This window comes from [Clostridium] aminophilum DSM 10710, from assembly GCF_000711825.1.
GTDB lineage: Bacteria > Bacillota > Clostridia > Lachnospirales > Lachnospiraceae > Clostridium_R > Clostridium_R aminophilum.
Genome location: NZ_JONJ01000003.1, coordinates 26,956 through 44,149 on the forward strand (window position 1 = coordinate 26,956; position 17,194 = coordinate 44,149).

The 17,194-nt window shown below is 49.1% G+C and carries 13 protein-coding genes; 10 read left to right on the plus strand and 3 right to left on the minus strand.

Features of this window, described 5'->3' with window-relative positions; all coding sequences use genetic code 11:
- Nucleotides 1-10: 10 nt before the first annotated feature.
- The gene (locus tag BR86_RS0103615) at nt 11-2,146 is read right to left on the minus strand and encodes a chemotaxis protein CheA (protein WP_031471633.1); all 2,136 of its coding nucleotides are present in this window, start codon (nt 2,144-2,146) and stop codon (nt 11-13) included.
- Between the two features lie 131 nt (nt 2,147-2,277).
- Complete coding sequence (flgB, locus tag BR86_RS0103620; protein ID WP_031471634.1) at nt 2,278-2,673, minus strand: flagellar basal body rod protein FlgB; 396 nt, start codon at nt 2,671-2,673, stop codon at nt 2,278-2,280.
- Between the two features lie 354 nt (nt 2,674-3,027).
- Here flgB and BR86_RS0103625 point away from each other — a divergent pair, with 354 nt between their 5' ends.
- A complete protein-coding gene (locus tag BR86_RS0103625; RefSeq protein WP_051684563.1) occupies nt 3,028-5,508 on the plus strand; it encodes a methyl-accepting chemotaxis protein in 2,481 nt (826 codons plus the stop codon).
- Between the two features lie 362 nt (nt 5,509-5,870).
- Here BR86_RS0103625 and BR86_RS0103630 read toward each other — a convergent pair whose 3' ends face one another.
- Nucleotides 5,871-6,959: a hypothetical protein gene (locus BR86_RS0103630; protein WP_031471636.1), complete on the minus strand. Its 1,089-nt coding sequence runs from the start codon at nt 6,957-6,959 to the stop codon at nt 5,871-5,873.
- Between the two features lie 335 nt (nt 6,960-7,294).
- Here BR86_RS0103630 and BR86_RS0103635 point away from each other — a divergent pair, with 335 nt between their 5' ends.
- The 9 genes from BR86_RS0103635 to BR86_RS0103670 all read left to right on the plus strand — a co-directional run bounded on the left by BR86_RS0103635 (nt 7,295) and on the right by BR86_RS0103670 (nt 17,188).
- Nucleotides 7,295-8,389 (plus strand): HD-GYP domain-containing protein, encoded by a 1,095-nt coding sequence (locus tag BR86_RS0103635; protein WP_031471637.1) that lies wholly within the window; start codon nt 7,295-7,297, stop codon nt 8,387-8,389.
- A 70-nt stretch (nt 8,390-8,459) separates the two neighbouring features.
- Nucleotides 8,460-9,074, plus strand: coding sequence for a C40 family peptidase (locus BR86_RS0103640; RefSeq protein ID WP_051684564.1), 615 nt, complete (start codon nt 8,460-8,462; stop codon nt 9,072-9,074).
- A gap of 164 nt (nt 9,075-9,238) precedes the next feature.
- On the plus strand, nt 9,239-10,921 hold the full coding sequence (locus BR86_RS0103645; protein ID WP_051684565.1) for a methyl-accepting chemotaxis protein: 1,683 nt from the start codon (nt 9,239-9,241) through the stop codon (nt 10,919-10,921).
- 253 nt (nt 10,922-11,174) lie between these two features.
- The gene (locus tag BR86_RS0103650) at nt 11,175-11,486 is read left to right on the plus strand and encodes a flagellar hook-basal body complex protein FliE (RefSeq protein WP_031471640.1); all 312 of its coding nucleotides are present in this window, start codon (nt 11,175-11,177) and stop codon (nt 11,484-11,486) included.
- A gap of 41 nt (nt 11,487-11,527) precedes the next feature.
- The gene (gene fliF, locus BR86_RS0103655) at nt 11,528-13,180 is read left to right on the plus strand and encodes a flagellar basal-body MS-ring/collar protein FliF (RefSeq protein WP_031471641.1); all 1,653 of its coding nucleotides are present in this window, start codon (nt 11,528-11,530) and stop codon (nt 13,178-13,180) included.
- 19 nt (nt 13,181-13,199) lie between these two features.
- Complete coding sequence (gene fliG / locus BR86_RS0103660) at nt 13,200-14,249, plus strand: flagellar motor switch protein FliG (protein ID WP_031471642.1); 1,050 nt, start codon at nt 13,200-13,202, stop codon at nt 14,247-14,249.
- Nucleotides 14,224-15,147: a FliH/SctL family protein gene (locus BR86_RS15060; RefSeq protein WP_051684566.1), complete on the plus strand. Its 924-nt coding sequence runs from the start codon at nt 14,224-14,226 to the stop codon at nt 15,145-15,147. Before fliG ends, BR86_RS15060 begins: the two co-directional genes overlap by 26 nt.
- A gap of 464 nt (nt 15,148-15,611) precedes the next feature.
- Entirely contained in the window at nt 15,612-15,869 is a 258-nt protein-coding gene (locus BR86_RS15910; RefSeq protein WP_143099313.1) for a hypothetical protein, read from the plus strand.
- Nucleotides 15,870-15,883: 14 nt separating this feature from the next.
- On the plus strand, nt 15,884-17,188 hold the full coding sequence (locus tag BR86_RS0103670; RefSeq protein WP_031471644.1) for a FliI/YscN family ATPase: 1,305 nt from the start codon (nt 15,884-15,886) through the stop codon (nt 17,186-17,188).
- The last annotated feature ends 6 nt before the right edge of the window (nt 17,189-17,194 follow it).

Below are 17,194 nucleotides of genomic sequence, written 5' to 3' on the forward strand. Positions count from 1 at the left end.
GGTTCTCCTTTCAGGAATTTCCAAGGGCAGCATTGTAAATACCAATGATGTCCAGGATGATACTGATTGTACCGTCGCCGAGGATGGTACAGCCGTTGATTCCGCTGCTCTTCAGGTCATAATTTGCAAGATACTGCGGAAGCGGTTTTACTACTACCTGCTGTTCGCCGATCAGCTCGTCTGCATACAGGCAACAGGAGCGGTCAGCAGCTTCAACCCAGATCAGGATGCCGTCCTTCATATCGGTATGACGGCTCTGAATGTTATAGAAGCTGTTCAGGCGAATGATCGGGTAGAATTCGCCGAGACGTTCCACCATCTCGTTGCCGTTGTCATCGTGGATGATGTCGTCTTCCGTGATCTTGAACGACTGGCGGATATTTGCGATCGGAATGGTAAATGTGGTATTGCCCACAGAAACCTTCATTCCGTCCACGATCGCCAGAGTCAGCGGAATCTTCAGTGTAATGGTGGTTCCGCGTCCCTTTTCGGACTCCAGACTGATGGCACCGCCGACAGACTCGACGTTCTTCTTTACAACGTCCATGCCGACGCCACGGCCGGAATATTCGGTAACTTCCTTGTTGGTGGAGAAACCGGCCATCATGATCAGGCCGAGAGCCTCCCTCTTGGAATACTGCTCACGCGGCTTGGTGAGAATGCCCTTCTCCTCTGCTTTATCGAGAAGTTTCTCCGGATCCATTCCGTATCCGTCATCCTTTACGGAGATAACGACCTCGGAAGAAGTATGGGAAGCGGAGAGTACCAGTTCACCCTGCGGATCCTTGCCGGCAGCGATACGCTCCTGGGCCGTCTCTTCAATACCATGGTCCATGGAGTTGCGGACGATATGCATGATCGGGTCCTGAATGGAGTCGATGATGGTCTTATCTACTTCGGTGTCTTCACCGATGATGGTCAGTCTTACGTCCTTGTTCAGCTTGGACTTCATATCGCGGACGATACGGTTCATCTTCTGGAATACACCGGAGATGGAGACCATTCGAAGGGACATGGAGATATCCTGAAGATCGTCGGTCAGCTTGCGCAGCTGGCGGGCGGATTTCATAAAGCTGTCCAGAGATTCCGACGGAAGCAGCTGGAGAGCAGGAGAGGATGTAACCATGGACTCGGTGATAACAATCTCGCCGACGAGATCGTTCAGCGCATCGAGCTTCTGAAGGTTTACGGAAATCAGGGACTGCTTAACCGGACCGTTGGATTTTGCAGCGGCAGCCGGTTTATCCTCTGCTTTTGCAGCCGGCTTCGGAGCCGGGGCAGCCGGTTTCGGAGCCTCCGCCTTCGGAGCTTCCGGTTTCGGAGCTTCCGGAGCAGCAGCGACTTCATTTTCCGGTTTTTCCTCTGCCTTCGGGGCATCGATTACTTCAAAATTCTTGATATGGCCCTGAGTGGAAAGAACCTCCTCAGCGGCACTTGCGGTATCGAGAGAATCGAATGCAAGGAAGAAACCATCTTCGATGATCATCTTGGAAGCATCCGGATTGGCATCCATGTCTTCCGGATAATAGCGGAAGCCCATATCGTTCTCTTTCAGAGCATTTACGATCATGAATGCACGGAGGTTTTCCATGCCGATTCCGTCCTCGAGCCAGATATGGATAAATACCTGTGCGGTCGGATCATTCGGCAGCTTCTGACCAGCAGCGGCAGCAGCCGGAGCACTGCCTCCCTCGGCAGCAGGAGCTGCCTCGCCGCCTTCTGCAGCCACTTCATCTGCTTTCAGGCGTGCCAGGAAGTCATCGATATGCTTCTGGAATTCTGCGATATCTGTGGTGAGTTCTTCTCCGTTCTCTACCTTTGCAACTTCTCCGCGAAGATAGTCTTCGGAACGGAACATCAGATCGAACAGAGCTTTCTTCTGATCCGGATTCAGATAGTCAATACCCTTATCACGGATAAAGAAGAAGAGATCTTCGATGCGATGGGCGATGACAGAGACCGTGTTGAATTCCATCATGGCACTGGATCCTTTGATCGTATGCATGATACGGAAAATCTCATTTACGTCATCTGTGGAGAAGTCGGCAACCTTTTCGTCTGCAACAAGCATCTCATCAAGTCGGTCAAGAAGACCGTTTGTCTCGAATAGATACGTGTCCAGCATACCTTCCATTTCACTAGTCATGTATTTCTACCACCTTTTAGTATCAAATTGTCGAATCAACAGTATACATTTCGTCGGTACAATTAAAAAAATAAGAGCAATCTGAAAAATGGCTCTTCTCTATAATGAAAATGAGCAATTATACCCTGCTATCAGAAGCCTTTGACCGAGGCGCGGAGACGGTTCAGATCGTTGTTGATGGACTGAACCATGTACTGATATTCATAAGCCGTTTTGACCAGATCCACCTGTTCCTGATCCATGTCCACATTGTTGCCGTCCAGTCTTGTCGACTCGGCGTTTGTGATGTGGATCGACGGACGGTTGGAGGAAATAGCCTGGGCTACAGCCTGTTCGCCTTTGGCGGTCTGAGCTGCGCGAATGCTTTTTGCCAGTGTGTCTTCAAAGGTCATGTAGCGCGATTTGTAGCCGGGCGTGTCGACATTTGCAATGTTGTTCAGCGTGATGTTCTGGCGGCCCCACAGGTAATCCAGCGTTCGCTCGGAGAGGGCAACGCCGTTTCCATACAATCCGAATAAATTGACCATATGACCGATCCTTTCCTTTTATATATAGTTTCGAGTGCCGGTTTCCATATCTGAAAATGACCTCATATGCAGGGAGGGAACTGCAACGCGGAACCGTATGCAGAATCCAATCCATGCGATCAATATGAATATCGTCCATAATCATATTTATTATAATATAATATATGAAAAATTGAAAAGAAAGTAAAAGGCAAGTGCGTGAACTTTATGGGGAAAAGAGCGGAAAGAACGCGAAAGAAGGAAAAAAACGACGTTGTTTTCAGAAAAAAGAAATCATAACGCGTCTTATATTCTCGGTTGCACTGTCGATGAATAAGTGTGGAAACTTGATCATACTATTAAGGAGTGTATCATATGAAAAAAATGAAGCACAGCAGTTTAAAGCAGAAAGGCGGTTTCCGTAATATGGGAATCGGGGCAAGGCTCTCCGCGGTAATCGGCGGTACCATTCTTGTCTGCCTGATTGTTATGACAGTGATCGTAACGACGGTTGCATCCAACGCAATCGGAAGGATTACCGAGTCAGAAATGTACAGCATTTCGGAAGGAAACGGTGTACGCATCCGGTCAGTGATCGAGGTGACGAACAGTATCCGGCAGCAGATGAAGAATGCGCTGAAGGAGATGTATGAGACCCCGGATGTTGACCTGACGGAAGAAGGCGGACACGTATTTACCAGCCGCGTGACCGGAGATCCGATTTCCGAAGGACGTTATGAAGCGGAAAAAATCATGATCAATACCATGAATTCCGTTATTTCCGCATCGGACGAAAATTACATTTACGGTATGGGTGTATTCTTTGAACCGAACGCGTTTTCCGCAGGCTCTTCCAAATATGCCCTGTATGTGGACCGCAATGATTACGCCAACAAAACAGTCGAGAATCTGGACTACAGCGAGTACAGCCAGAAAGATTATTATACCACTCCGCAGAAGACCGAATACTTCGGAACCACAAAGATTTACGAAGATTCCAACGGCGTAAAGATGTTCACAATTTTTTATCCGTTTAATGATGCAAGCGGCAAGTTCGCCGGTATTGTCATGATGGATATTGACGCCAATGTATTTGATAAGCTGGAAGCAGAGAATGAGAACTATCCGTCCATGTATGCGAATGTCATCAATGAGGACATGAACATTCTTTTCTCCACACATACCAACGTTATCGGTAAAGACTTCAAGGATACCGTGTCGGAGGATGCTTTTGCGAAGATATCCGAGGGACTGAAGACCGGAAAGAGATTTAATGTCACAACCTCTTCCAGTTCCGGAACGGTTATGAGATATTACGCTCCGATTGACATGGGTAGAATTACCTTTTGGGTTCAGACCGCACTTCCGCTGTCGGAGTACAATGCGACCATGGCCCGTCTGCGCACCATTATCCTTTGCGTATCGGCAGTGATCGTAATTCTCCTGATTGTGCTGGCATACCGGTTTATTTCTTTGGCTCTGAAACCGCTGAACACCATCAGCGATGTGGCTGAGAATGTATCGAGAGGTGTATTTAATCTTGATTTCAACTATGACCGCGACGATGAGATCGGAAAAGCGATCAGCGCACTGCGCGATGTTGTGACCAGAATCCGCGGAATTGTATCGGATCTGAATGAAAAGCTGAACGAAGTTGCAAAGGGAAATTTTGCGCTGGATCTGAATGACAACGGAACTTATATCGGTGAGTTTGCTCCACTTCTGGATGCCCTCAACACGATTACCGATGATCTGAACCAGACCATGGTAGAGATTAAGTCTGCATCCGGACAGGTTAACAACGGAGCAGAGCAGGTATCCGACGGAGCACAGGCTCTTGCACAGGGTGCAACCGAGCAGGCGTCCTCTGTCGAGGAACTTTCCGCGACCATGAACGAGATCTCCACGAAGGTCAGCGAGACTGCCGAGAAGGCAAAGAATGCGATGGAACTCAGCAAGAGAGCGGGCAGTTCCATGGAGATCAGCAACGCGAAGATGGGCGAGATGAGCGATGCGATGGCCGACATCATTCAGAAGTCGGAAGAGATCGGCAAGATTATCAAGACCATCGATGACATTGCGTTCCAGACCAATATCCTTTCCCTGAATGCGGCGATCGAAGCTGCACGCGCAGGATCTGCGGGCAAGGGCTTTGCCGTTGTTGCAGATGAGGTTGGAAACCTTGCGAAGAAGTCTCAGGAGGCTGCACAGAATACTGCGGTCCTCATTGAGCAGACGGTAGAATCCGTTCACCGCGGTGGCGAGATCACCAGAGAAACCGCGGAATCTCTTGATTCTGTAGCAGAAAGCTCCCGTCAGATCACATCGCTTGTCGAGGAGATTTCCGAGGCATCGAATGAGCAGGCGAAGGGTGTATCCCAGGTATCTCTCGGTATCGACCAGATCTCCTCTGTCGTACAGACCAACTCTGCGACAGCGGAAGAGAGCGCAGCGGCATCCGAGGAGCTCTCCAGCCAGGCAAATATCATGAACGGACTGGTTTCCAGATTCACGCTGAAGACAGGTTCCGGAAGCTTTTCCAAGAAGCCGGCTGCAAAGACGATCGACATGAGTCCGTCACCGGAGCAGGCTGAGTCTGCGCCGAAGACAGACAGCTTCAAGAGCACTTCAAGTTTTGCGCCGAAGAGCAGCTTTACCTCTTCCTCCAGCGCACCGAAGACCAGCAGTTTCTCCAAGCCGGCAAGTAAGCCTACTCCGGCACCGAAACCGGCTCCGGTTATGACTCCGGCTCCGGTTGATGATATCGATTACGATAATCTTGATTTTCATGAGCTTGACGGCAAAAATTTATGGGATGAATCTTATACCCAGACAAATGGAGCCGATAAGTATTAAGTAAAGCGAATTCGTTTTACATAAACATCCCCAGAAGACAGCCGCGTTTTATGTGCTACCCTAAAGCACAGCGGCTGTCTCTTTATGTCTGGATAGATTTCTTTGAAATCTATCCAGACATAAAGACGCTCCGCGGGATGCGCACGCCGCTGTAAGCAAATTCACTAAGCTCGAAAAGACCTCGCTAAGTGAATTTCCATGGCACGCACTAAGCTCGAAAAGACCAGCCGCAGCACGCTATTTCACTTGGATATAAAGAACCCCCGACGTTTCCGCGCCGGGGGGTTCTGCGCCATGAGCATCCCGTCTAACGATTCTATGGCACAAAAACAGCCGCTGCAGAATCTGCAGCGGCTGAAATATTATCCTTCTTCGTCTTCCTGGCCTTTTTTCTTTTTCTTTTTGCCAATCGGAAGTTTCGGTAATTTGATTTTGAGTTTGCCTTTTTTCTTTTTCTTCTTGCCGGATCCGTCTTCCTCATCGGAATCGTTTTCCTGCTTTTTGCCTTTCTTCTTCGCTTTCTTTCCGCCGGCGCCCTTACCGCCTCCGTCATCACCTTCCGATGACGGCTTCTTGCGGATGCGGACTTTCTTGGAAACGATGAGAAGTCCTGCAACGACAGCCTCCAGCAGAATGATGGTCAGAGAACCTAACGCGTAGGAGAGAATCGAGAATCCGCCGCCGCTCTTTTCCGATCCGGATGCGGTAGCGCTTGTTCCGTCACTGTTCGTGATCTGTACGGTATCGTCGTTGGTTCCGTTATCTACCGGATTCCCGTTTTCGTCGGTTTCAGCCTCCGCGCTTTCATCTTCCGCGCTGCTCTCACTGTCGGCCTCATCAGAGGTTTTTGAATTTGCAGCTCTGGTGTGGCTGGCGGCCTCTGCGGCATCCATCTCTTCTTTGGATACATTGTTGAAGGTGATCGGTGTACCGGCGCCATCGACTTTCACAAATTGATTGCCCCAGCTTCCGTTCTGGCGAAGACGTTCGGCCTCCTCGCGTGCGGAACTGATGCTGACTTTCGCCGTTCCTGCCGAGAGATTGACGTATCCGCCCTTCAGATCCGCGTATGAGGTATATCCCCAGACAACGCCGTTGGGCTCTGTGACTTCACCGGTAATATGGAGCAATGTTCCCGACGGAACTGCAATGCTGATGCTGAGAGGGCTGAGAGCAGATGCATCCTGATGAATCTGCAGACCGTCCGGTGCGGCAACCTGAATATAGTAGTCGACCGGCGGTTCCTTGCTGGCTTCTTCTGTTGCGGCTTCACCGCCTTCCGCCTCGCCGCTTTCCGCTGTGTCCTCTTCGGACTCTTCTGCATTTTCTGCGGATTCAGCTTCCTGTTCTGTCGCGGCTTCTGTCTCATCTGCGCGAATCGTTGCGGGAGAGGCGAGACAGATAGCGGCGGCACTGAGCAGGATCAAAGATCTTCTTGATCGCTTTTTCATAGTTCCGTAGCTGGCTCCTTCCAAATGATAAAATTCCTCTTTTCCTTATTCCTTTCGGCGCAAAATGTACAATCATAACTGTGAGTGGGCCTGTGAGAAATATTATTTATATCTTTTTTACATCCCGGCAAAAACATAGTACAATAGCTGTATTGACTTATCATTGAGTGCAGTGCGGTCGATATACTGACGATGGAGTGGCGGAAGATTAAATATTTTTTGCCGATCACCGGCCTCAAATATGTACTTTTATGGTAAAATAGTTTGTTGTCGCTATTCATGGGTGAATGTAAGTGGGCGGCAGGAAGATAAATGGTGAGAGTGCAGGGGTGCTTATGTATTATTGCGAAACGATGCCGATCGATCAGGTGACCCCCGGAATGATAATCGGAAAATCTGTGGAGGATCGCCTGGGAAGGCATCTGGTCGAGCGGGGAATGACGCTCAACGCTTATATTATCCAGCATTTAAAAGAATATGGTTTTGAAGAGCTGACGATTCAGGTTCACGAGGAGCCGGATAAAAAAGCGGAGACCATTGCACCTTCGATTCGGAATACGATCAAGCTTCTGAGAGAGCCGGATCAGGCGAAGGTTACGTTTCAGGAGAACTTTCGTGCGAGAGTATCGAAGGGGATTCAATATATTTATGCCGGACCGACCGAACATGAACTCGCGCATGCCGCAACCGTCATGTCGGAGGATCTTCTGCGTGCAATTGAGAAAAACAATGCAATTGCAATTAATATTTCCGAACTTCAGACCAGCGATGAATACACATTCAAACACAGCGTCGATGTCGCGACCATTTCGATGGTTATTGCGAGAAGAAGAGGCTGGAAACGACATCAGATCATAGAAGTCGGAGAAGCGGGGCTGCTTCACGACATCGGCAAAACCAAAATACCGAACGAGCTTCTGAACAAAGCGGAACGGCTTACGGATGAAGAATTTCAGATTCTGAAGGGGCACAGTCTTCTGGGCTACGAGCTGGTAAAGGACAACCGGGAGGTTTCCCCTGCGATTGCGCTCGGTATCCTTCAGCATCATGAAAAGATCGACGGGTCCGGATATCCGTTCGGCGCCACGGTAAGTCAGATTCATCCGTATGCGAAGGTGATTGCGGTGGCGGATATCTACGATGCGTTAGTGACCGAGCGTCCGTACAAAAAAGGATATTCCAACAAAGATGCGATTGCCATTCTGATGTCCATGACGGACAAGCTGGATATGGATATCCTGCAGGCATTCCTGTCCGCGATTATTCTCTATCCGGTGGATTCGCAGGTTATGCTTTCCAACGGAGAAGTCGCTCAGGTGGTACGCAACAACCCGAATCTTTCCCTCAGACCGGTGGTGGTCGGGCTTGCATCGGGAAATGTCTACGATCTCAGCAGCCGTGAATGTTCGAATCTGGTAATCATGACGTAAAACGATATAGCATTTCATTCGAGGGGATTGGACGCAGATGAGAGACGTTAAATCATTACGGAGAATGACCATGTGGAAGAAGTGGGCCGTGCTGGCTGCAGCATTGCCCCTTTCTTTTTTGATCAATCAGGGCGTATCGGCGAGCTTTTTCGGCGTCATTCGGGCCGAGGCGGCGCTTTACGGATCCGGCGCATATGATTATGACAGTTCGGGGCAGTATTACAGCGCATACAATTACTATAATTATACGTCGCCGAGCCTGCAGCCGCGGTACTACAAGCCTTATGCATATGAGTATGCCAATGAAGAAGAATACACGACGGAGGCCCGGCAGAAACTGGTGGAATATGCCATCCAGTTTGTCGGAAAGCCCTATGTGTGGGGGGGAACGTCGCTGGACAATGGCGTCGACTGCTCCGGGTTTGTCCAGCAGATTTTCGGGCACTTCGGCATTGCAACGGGGCGGACGTCAAGGGATCAGTACCGGAACTGCATTTATCTGTACGCATCGGAGGTCATGCCGGGAGATCTGATTTTTTACGCAAAAGATGATTACATCAATCATGTGGCGATCTATATCGGAAACGGATTGATTTGCCACGCGGCAAGCGCAAAAAGCGGCGTGAAAGTGAGCCGGTATGATTACCGTCATCCGTATGCTTACGGAAGATTTGTGATGAATTAGAACCGGACGCCGGGCAAAACATGGGGAAGTATCGGAAATGTCTTCGGAAAAGGACAAAATGATGCTAATAAAAATCACATGTTATGCCGATATTATGTCTGAATCATTATTGGAATAAATAATATCTTGGCCATGTTTTTCTGGCCTGAAAGGAAGTAGAGAGTATGAATTTCAGAGACCTAAAACTCAGAACAAAGTTTAATACAACTCTTGCGGCGATGGCAGTTATGCTTATCATTGCGGTGGGAATTGCATTTTTCTCATTTATCCGTATGGGATCCATGATGGTCGAGTTTTCCGATCGCGACTATGTTGCGATGGAGACGCAGCTGACGGTGCGCAGGGATATTCAGACCATCAATAAGAGACTTCTGCTCACCATTCTGGATTCCAAGGCGAATCCGGCTGCGGATCAGAAAGCTGATTTTGACAAGCGTTTCCCGGAGATGGAGGCAAATGTCAAAAAACTCGGCGAACTTCTGAAAAATGACAGTGATGCAAATGCAGCGCTCACAAGTCTGACTGCGATGAAGACAGACGCCATGAAGATCATTGAGATGGTATCGTCCGGTAACTCTGACGAGGCGGCACGTTTCTATCAGGATGGATTTAACAATAAAACATCCGAGAATTTTGCCAATACCCTGGATGCGCTGGGAAAGCAGGCTGACGCGTCTGCAGAGGCGACTCTTCGAAGTGCTGCGACGCTCCGCGTAGGTTCCCTGATTCTGATGGCGATATGCTTCATCCTTGCCATGGGATTCAGCATTACCGTGTTTATTCTTTTAGAGAAGAGCATCACGGAAAATATCCTTGAGGCAAATGATGCCATGAAGCAGATGGCCGAGGGCCATTACGACATTGTCATCGATGACTCCAAGGCTTCCAAGGATGAGCTCGGTCAGATGAAGCGCAGTGTGAAGCGCATGATTGATTTCAACCGCGGTATTGTCGCGGAGACAAGCCGTATGCTCACGGAGATGAGCGAAGGAAACTTTGCCGCTCAGCTTGAGAATCCGGATATCTTCGTCGGAGATTCCGCACCGATCCGTCAGGGATTTGAACAGATTTCGGATAACCTCCGTGAAGTATTTGCCAGCATGAATGAAGTTGCCGCACAGGTTGAGAGCGGATCCGAGCAGATCGCGAACGGTTCCGTTGCCCTCTCCCAGGGTGCAACCGAGCAGGCTTCCACACTGGAGGAGCTCACTGCAACGGTTACCAACCTGAATGATAAAGTGAAAGAGAGTGCGGTTGCTGCCCGCAACGTAGAGGAATTCTCCGCAAGTGTTGCCGAGAATATCAATGAAGAGAATGAGCAGATGGATCGCGTACAGGATGCGATGCACGAGATTGAGATCAAGTCCAATCAGATCGAGAATATCATCAAGGCGATTGATGACATCGCATTCCAGACCAATATTCTTGCTCTGAATGCAGCAGTTGAGGCTGCAAGAGCAGGTGAGGCCGGCAAGGGATTCGCGGTTGTTGCGGATGAAGTCCGCAACCTCGCAGGAAAGTCTGCGGATGCCGCTTCTGAGACATCAACCCTGATTGCGGCTGCGATCGAAGCAATTCGCAACGGATCTTCCATGGTTACTGCTGCGGCAGAGTCTCTCACACAGGTCAAGGATAATTCGATCAAGAGCAAGGAACTTGTGGCGAAGATTGCGGAAGATATGCAGAAAGAAGCTTCCACCATTGCCGAGATCACAACCGGACTGGAGCAGATTTCCCAGGTTGTTCAGCAGAACAGTGCTACAGCGGAAGAGAGTTCCGCTTCCAGCCAGGAACTGAATGATCACGCAGGAGTTCTGAAGAACATGGTGGCAAAGATCTCCTATTAATTTGTAATGACAATTCCGGTGGAGAGAACTCCGGCGGATACCTGCAATTTACCCCCAGAGCGGCAGCATTGCTGTCGTCCGGGGTATTTTGCGTGAAGAGAAAGTACTGACTTTCCCGGTTTAGGGAACGGGAAGCCGATAATCAGGGATAAATAACACATTTTATCATAAAACTAATGAATGAAGCGTGTCTTTCTGTTATTATAAGATTGTATAAGATGGGGGCAGGTTTTTTATTCAGGAGGTGACGGGGATGAATGTAGAATCGACACAGTTTATTACACCAATGAAGAGCATCAGCAAGATGCTCGAGCAGCCTGAAGCAAAAAAAGAAACCGAGGGAGCACAGCTCTTTGGGGACATCCTGCGGAGTACCGCGGAAAATGTCAAACAGACGCAGGCTGATGTCGAGAATAAGCAGTATCTGCTTGCGACAGGTCAGCTGGATGATGCACATTCGCTGCCGATTGCGGAGGCAAAGGCGGCGGTAAGCCTGGATCTCATGATCACATTGCGCAATAAGGTTATAGAGGGATACAACGAACTCGTTAAGATCAATCTGTAACGAACTCATGATTAGGGGTATTTCTGGGGAGAAGCAACTTGATGAATAAGTTTAAAGAGGCATGGGAAGCCATGTCGAAAAAGAAAAAGATCACCCTTGCGTCGATCGTCGCAGCGACAGTTCTGATCGCGGCCGGGCTGATCATTTATCTGAACGTTTTGAATAAAAATGCCGGCTACAGCAAGCTGTTTACCGGTCTCAGCAGAGACGAGGCACAGCAGGTGGCGGCCCTTCTGCAGGAAGAAGGAACGGAGTATACCTATGAGGCGGGAACCGGAACCATCGAGGTTCCGGCCGAAGTGGCCGAACAGACCAGAGTCAAGCTGCTCAGCAAGGGATATCCGAAGAGCGGATTTTCCTATGATATGTACATTGGCCACGCCGGTCTCATGACCACCGAGTCGGATAAGAAACAGTATACACTGTATGATCTTCAGGATCGACTGGGATCGACGATCCGCCTGTTTGACGGTGTTCAGGATGCAAAGGTTACCATTGCTCAGGGAAGCAACAGTGATTTTGCGCTGGATAAAGGTGATTCGATCGATGCGTCCGCATCTGTTGTGGTCACCATGCTTCCGGACAAAAAGATGGATCAGAACAACGCCGATGCGATTCGAAACCTGATCTCAAGATCGGTAAAAGGAATTAACTTCACGAACGTTTCCGTGTTTGATGCGGCAACCATGACGGAGGTCGGATCTTCTTCCGATGCGGAAGGAAAGGGAGGCGTGAGCATTTCCCAGCTGGAAGCCGAAGTGGAGAACAATATTGCGGCCAACGTCCGCAGAGTACTGAGCAAGCTTTACGGTCCGGAGAATCTCGCCGTTTCGGTTAAGGGAAAACTGGACATGACCAAGCTGGTTCAGGAAACGACGCAGTATACGGTTCCGGAAAAGATCGACCAGAATGACAAGAACGGTCTTCTTCATCATGAGGAGACGGCCGGGGAGAACTCCGGAACGAGTGATCAGGGCGCCGGCGGTGTGGCCGGGACGGATTCGAATGCGGATACGCCGCGGTATGTCAACCAGAACGGCACGAATACCACAACCGATATGTACAGCAATTCCAGTGCGACAAGAGATTGGCTCTTCAATGTACTGAAGGAGCAGAAAGAGATCTCGCCGGGCGTGCTGACCGATACATCGGTGGCGGTGGTTATCAATACCAATGATACGACTGTTCCGGAAGCAAACCTGATCAATCTTGTCGCAGATGCGGCCGGCATCACCCGTGACGTGGCGGCAGAAAAAATCACGATCGTCCGCGCGGCAAATGCCCTGGATGAAGAGCAGCAGCAGGACGAGACCGGAAATGAGGCTGAAAAGGAGGTTCCGACCATTGCTATCATTATCATGATTGCAGCCGGAGTACTTCTTCTCCTTCTGATCATTCTGATGATTATCTTCCGCAGACGTGCGAAGAAGAGGAAAGCCCTTGAGGCGGCAGCGGCAGCGGAAGCAGAAGCACAGGCGGCAGCAGAAGCAGCTGCGGCAGCGGAAGCGGAGAAGAATAATCTTGAACTCGAAGGAGAGCAGGATACCAACCAGACAATGCAGCACGGTATGAAGCTGAAAGAAAGCATCGGTGCATTTGTTGATGATAACCCGCAGGTAGTAGCGAAACTTATTCAGAGCTGGATTAGAGAAGAGGATGATTTAGGTGGCAGAGGCAAACGCGGCAGAAGATAAAAACACGCAGGGAGCCGGTATTGGGGCATCACAGCCTTCCATTCCGGAGGATACAGCTTCGTTCAGAAAACTTTCTCCGAAGCAGAAAGCAGCTCTTGTCGTGGTGGCGATGGGAGCGGATAGAGCTTCGCAGCTTTATAAGTATCTGAGCGAGCCGGAGATCGAGGACCTCACTTACGAGGTTGCCCGGATCGGAAAAACCACCAACAGTCAGGTGGAAAGTACGCTCGACGAGTTCTACAAGCTTTGTCTTGCGCATAAAATGATGACGGACGGCGGCATGGATTATGCGAAAGTCGTCCTGGAAAAAGCATTCGGTGAGTCCACGGCGAAGAACCTTTTGGATAAGGTATCGAAGACACTTGCTTCGAAACCGTTCAATTTCTTCTCCAAGGGTGATCCGAAAGCGCTTCTGAGCCTTCTGGCTCCGGAACGTCCGCAGGTCATTGCGCTGATCATGTCCTATATGGAGGTGGCGCAGTCTGCATCGGTTCTTGAGAACCTTCCGGAAGAGAAGAGAATTCCGACCGTTATTGCGATGGCAAACATGGACCGTGTTTCGCCGGAAGCGATTGCGATCGTTGAGGCGGAGATGAAGCGCAAGTTCTCGACCATCATCACCAGTGAGGACAACATGAGCCTTGGCGGTATCGATTATGTGGCTGATGTCATGAACCACATCGACCGCAGTTCCGAGAAGAAGATCTTCGACGAACTCGATGTTTCGAATCCGGATCTGTCCAGCGAGATCAAGGACAAGATGTTCGTATTCGAAGATATCCTTACTCTCGACGATCGTTCGGTACAGAGATTTATCCGCGATTGCGACGAGAAGGATGTTGTATTTGCTCTGAAGACTGCTTCCGAGGAGATGAAGGAGATCTTCTTCAACAACATGTCGAAACGTATGGCCGAGTCTGTGCGTGACGATATGGAGACGAAGTCCAATGTCCGACTGAAAGACGTTGAGGAAGCACAGCAGAGAATCGTTAACCTTATTCGTAAACTGGAGGCCCAGGGTGAGGTAATCATCAATAAGGGAGGTGACGAGGATACAATCATCGTTTAAAAACAGGAGAGTCATCAAAGCGGGAACCGCAATTGATATTCAGCGGTTCATTCCGCCGGATGAGTACAAAGAAAAACATGAGGAGACTCCGAATCCGGCTATTTCCGGCTCGCTGAGCGTCAAGAAGTTTTCGCCGGAAGATGCTTCCGGATTCAGCGGGAGCGATGAACCGGCGAATCCCCGTCCGATGATGACCGCCACCCAGGGGCAGATGAGCAACGATCTTGAGGTGATCCGCGCAAAGATGATCCGTGAAGCCATGGAGAAATGTGATAAACTTCTCCAACAGGCGGACCGGGAGGCAAAAGATATCCGTAAGGAAGCGTTTAACCGCGGATACAATGAAGGATACCGGCAGGGAATGCAGGACGGAGAAGAGTCGGCGGTTCAGCTGGCTGAGAGTCAGTTTGCGCAGAAACTGCAGTCTCTTCAGGAAGAAGTGGCGAATGCGGTTGAAGAGATTCAGAAGAACCGCAAGAAGGCGTTTCACCGGTATCTGGACGAGCTTCGCGATATCGCGCTTACGGTAGCGGAGAAAGTTGTCCGGATCAGTCTGGAATCGAGCGGAGAGGTTATTAAGAAAATGATCCTGTCGGAGGCAGAGGAACTGAAACACTCCGAATGGATCAAGATTTATATCGACCGTCACGACTATAACCGGCTTCTCGAAGTCGACCATGATGTGGCGGATGATCTTCAGCGGATTTCGGACAACATTAAATTTGTCGTGCTGAACAAGGAAGATACCGGCTACTGTGTCATCGAGACACCGAATGAGATGATCGATATCGGTGTGAAGACGCAGCTGGAAAATATCCGGGATGAGCTTGCAGGCGTTCCGTACGATGAAGACGGCGATAATGACGCCAATGATTTTTCCAATTCACAGTTTGAATAATGACGACAAAATCCCCATGATTCCCTCTGGAATTATGGGGATTAAATTTTGATAAAAAACCATCGGATTTAATGGGAACAAATTATAATAAGTTGACAATCAAAAAAATACAGAATAAACAGAAAACATATACAAGCAAGTAAAAGATGTCAAAATAGTAAAAATAAAAATGCTAAGAGTACATCAAGTAAAAATAAACAAAAAGAAAGATAATGGTAATTATAGTTTAAGACATTGATACTAAAACAACATTTATTGACACAAAACGACGAAAAATGGATGTTTTGTAAAGAAATCATAAAAATGTCTGGAATCAGCTTATGATGATGAAAGATTGCGCCGAAAGATATAGTGAGGATGAGGAGGACTTGTTTTAAAACAGAAAAAGATTAAAATACATAGATTGCGTAGATGAATTTAATTACAAACAATCATAAAGTAATCAAAGTTCGGGAAAATAACGGTTGATAGCTTATGATTTTTATGATAGAATTTTAATTGTAAAAGTAAAAGAGATCGTTGATGTAACATCACGATGCGTACAGGGCGGAAGAAGATCAGCCGCGCTGATCGGAACCGGTGAGATAGTAGGGAATTTCACCGGTGTTTCGTTTTTGAGAGTGAAAATCTTTTGCTTTGCTGACCTGCGTGGAACCGGAAAGCCGGATGGCATAGGGCGGTTCCGCCTGGGTTCTGGGAGTAGGGACATGGCCGAAAGATAGAGGAGGGGATGTACATGTTTCAAAATCTCAGAGATGTCGTTGAGAAAACAGAGACAGTCGGACATATCGGCAAGATCGAGAACATCGTCGGAATGGCGATGGAAGCGTCCGGATGTAAGGCGAGTATCGGCGATATCTGTCTGGTCCATAATGAAGAGATGGACCATGATGTTCCTCTGGAGGTTGTCGGATTCAAAGGAGACCGCATTCAGCTGATGACGTATGAGGCCACTTCGGGTATTACGTCCGGCAGTTTCGTCAGGAACACCAGACATCGCCTTCGGATTCCCGTAGGCAATTTTCTCAAGGGTCGCATCATCAATGCCATGGGAGAACCCATGGATGGAGGGCCGGCTTTTCCGGAATATGCGGAGAAGTATACCGTAAACAGCGGATATACCAACCCGCTCGACCGACCGCCGATCCGTTCCAGACTGAATTTCGGAATTAAGGCCATCGACGGATTGAATACCGTCGGTAAGGGCCAGAGAATCGGAATTTTTGCCGGTTCCGGTGTCGGAAAGAGTACTCTGATGGGCATGATTGCCAAGAATATTACAGCCGACATCAATGTAATTGCTCTTGTTGGAGAGCGAGGCCGAGAGGTACTGGAATTCGCCGAGAGGGATCTTGGACCGGAAGGAATGAAACGGTCGGTACTGATTATTGCAACATCCGATCAGCCCGCCATGCTCAGACTGAAATGCCCGCTGGTTGCCACAACGATTGCAGAGTATTTCCGGGATCAGGGCTTGGATGTACTTCTGATGATGGATTCTCTGACCCGATATGCCATGGCTCAGAGAGAGATCGGTCTTGCAACCGGAGAACCGCCGATCGCAAGGGGATACACCCCGTCGATTTACGCGGAGTTTCCAAGACTTCTGGAAAGAGCGGGACAGTTTAACAAAGGTTCGATTACAGGAGTATATACCGTGCTCGTCGAAGGTGATGATACGAACGAACCGATCGCCGATACTGTCCGGGGAATTCTGGACGGACATATCGTTCTATCGAGGGCATTGGCAGCAGAAAACCATTATCCGGCGATCAATATCGGCGCCAGTGTATCGCGTCTTATGGTGGAAATTGTTGAACCAGACCACCGGAAACTCGCGTCAAGGATGCGAAACATCATTGGACTCTATCAGAAGAATGCCGATCTGATTGCCATTGGAGCATATAAAAAAGGCACAAATGCCGCTTTGGATGAAGCGGTGGAAAAGTATCCTGCCATCAATGAATTTCTGATGCAGGGAACGAATGAGTCATTCACATATGATGAAACTGTAAAACGTATGAAGGCGGTTTTAGGATGAAAAGAG

Excerpts from the sequence above, each read along its gene's own strand:
- BR86_RS0103645 (WP_051684565.1), top strand. The coding sequence starts at position 9,239 with ATGAATTTCAGAGACCTAAAACTCAGAACAAAGTTTAATACAACTCTT.
- BR86_RS0103670 (WP_031471644.1), top strand. The coding sequence starts at position 15,884 with ATGTTTCAAAATCTCAGAGATGTCGTTGAGAAAACAGAGACAGTCGGA.
- fliF (WP_031471641.1), top strand. The coding sequence starts at position 11,528 with ATGAATAAGTTTAAAGAGGCATGGGAAGCCATGTCGAAAAAGAAAAAG.
- flgB (WP_031471634.1), bottom strand. The coding sequence starts at position 2,673 with ATGGTCAATTTATTCGGATTGTATGGAAACGGCGTTGCCCTCTCCGAG.
- BR86_RS0103615 (WP_031471633.1), bottom strand. The coding sequence starts at position 2,146 with ATGACTAGTGAAATGGAAGGTATGCTGGACACGTATCTATTCGAGACA.
- BR86_RS0103635 (WP_031471637.1), top strand. The coding sequence starts at position 7,295 with ATGTATTATTGCGAAACGATGCCGATCGATCAGGTGACCCCCGGAATG.
- BR86_RS0103625 (WP_051684563.1), top strand. The coding sequence starts at position 3,028 with ATGAAAAAAATGAAGCACAGCAGTTTAAAGCAGAAAGGCGGTTTCCGT.
- BR86_RS0103640 (WP_051684564.1), top strand. The coding sequence starts at position 8,460 with ATGTGGAAGAAGTGGGCCGTGCTGGCTGCAGCATTGCCCCTTTCTTTT.
- BR86_RS0103630 (WP_031471636.1), bottom strand. The coding sequence starts at position 6,959 with ATGAAAAAGCGATCAAGAAGATCTTTGATCCTGCTCAGTGCCGCCGCT.
- BR86_RS0103650 (WP_031471640.1), top strand. The coding sequence starts at position 11,175 with ATGAATGTAGAATCGACACAGTTTATTACACCAATGAAGAGCATCAGC.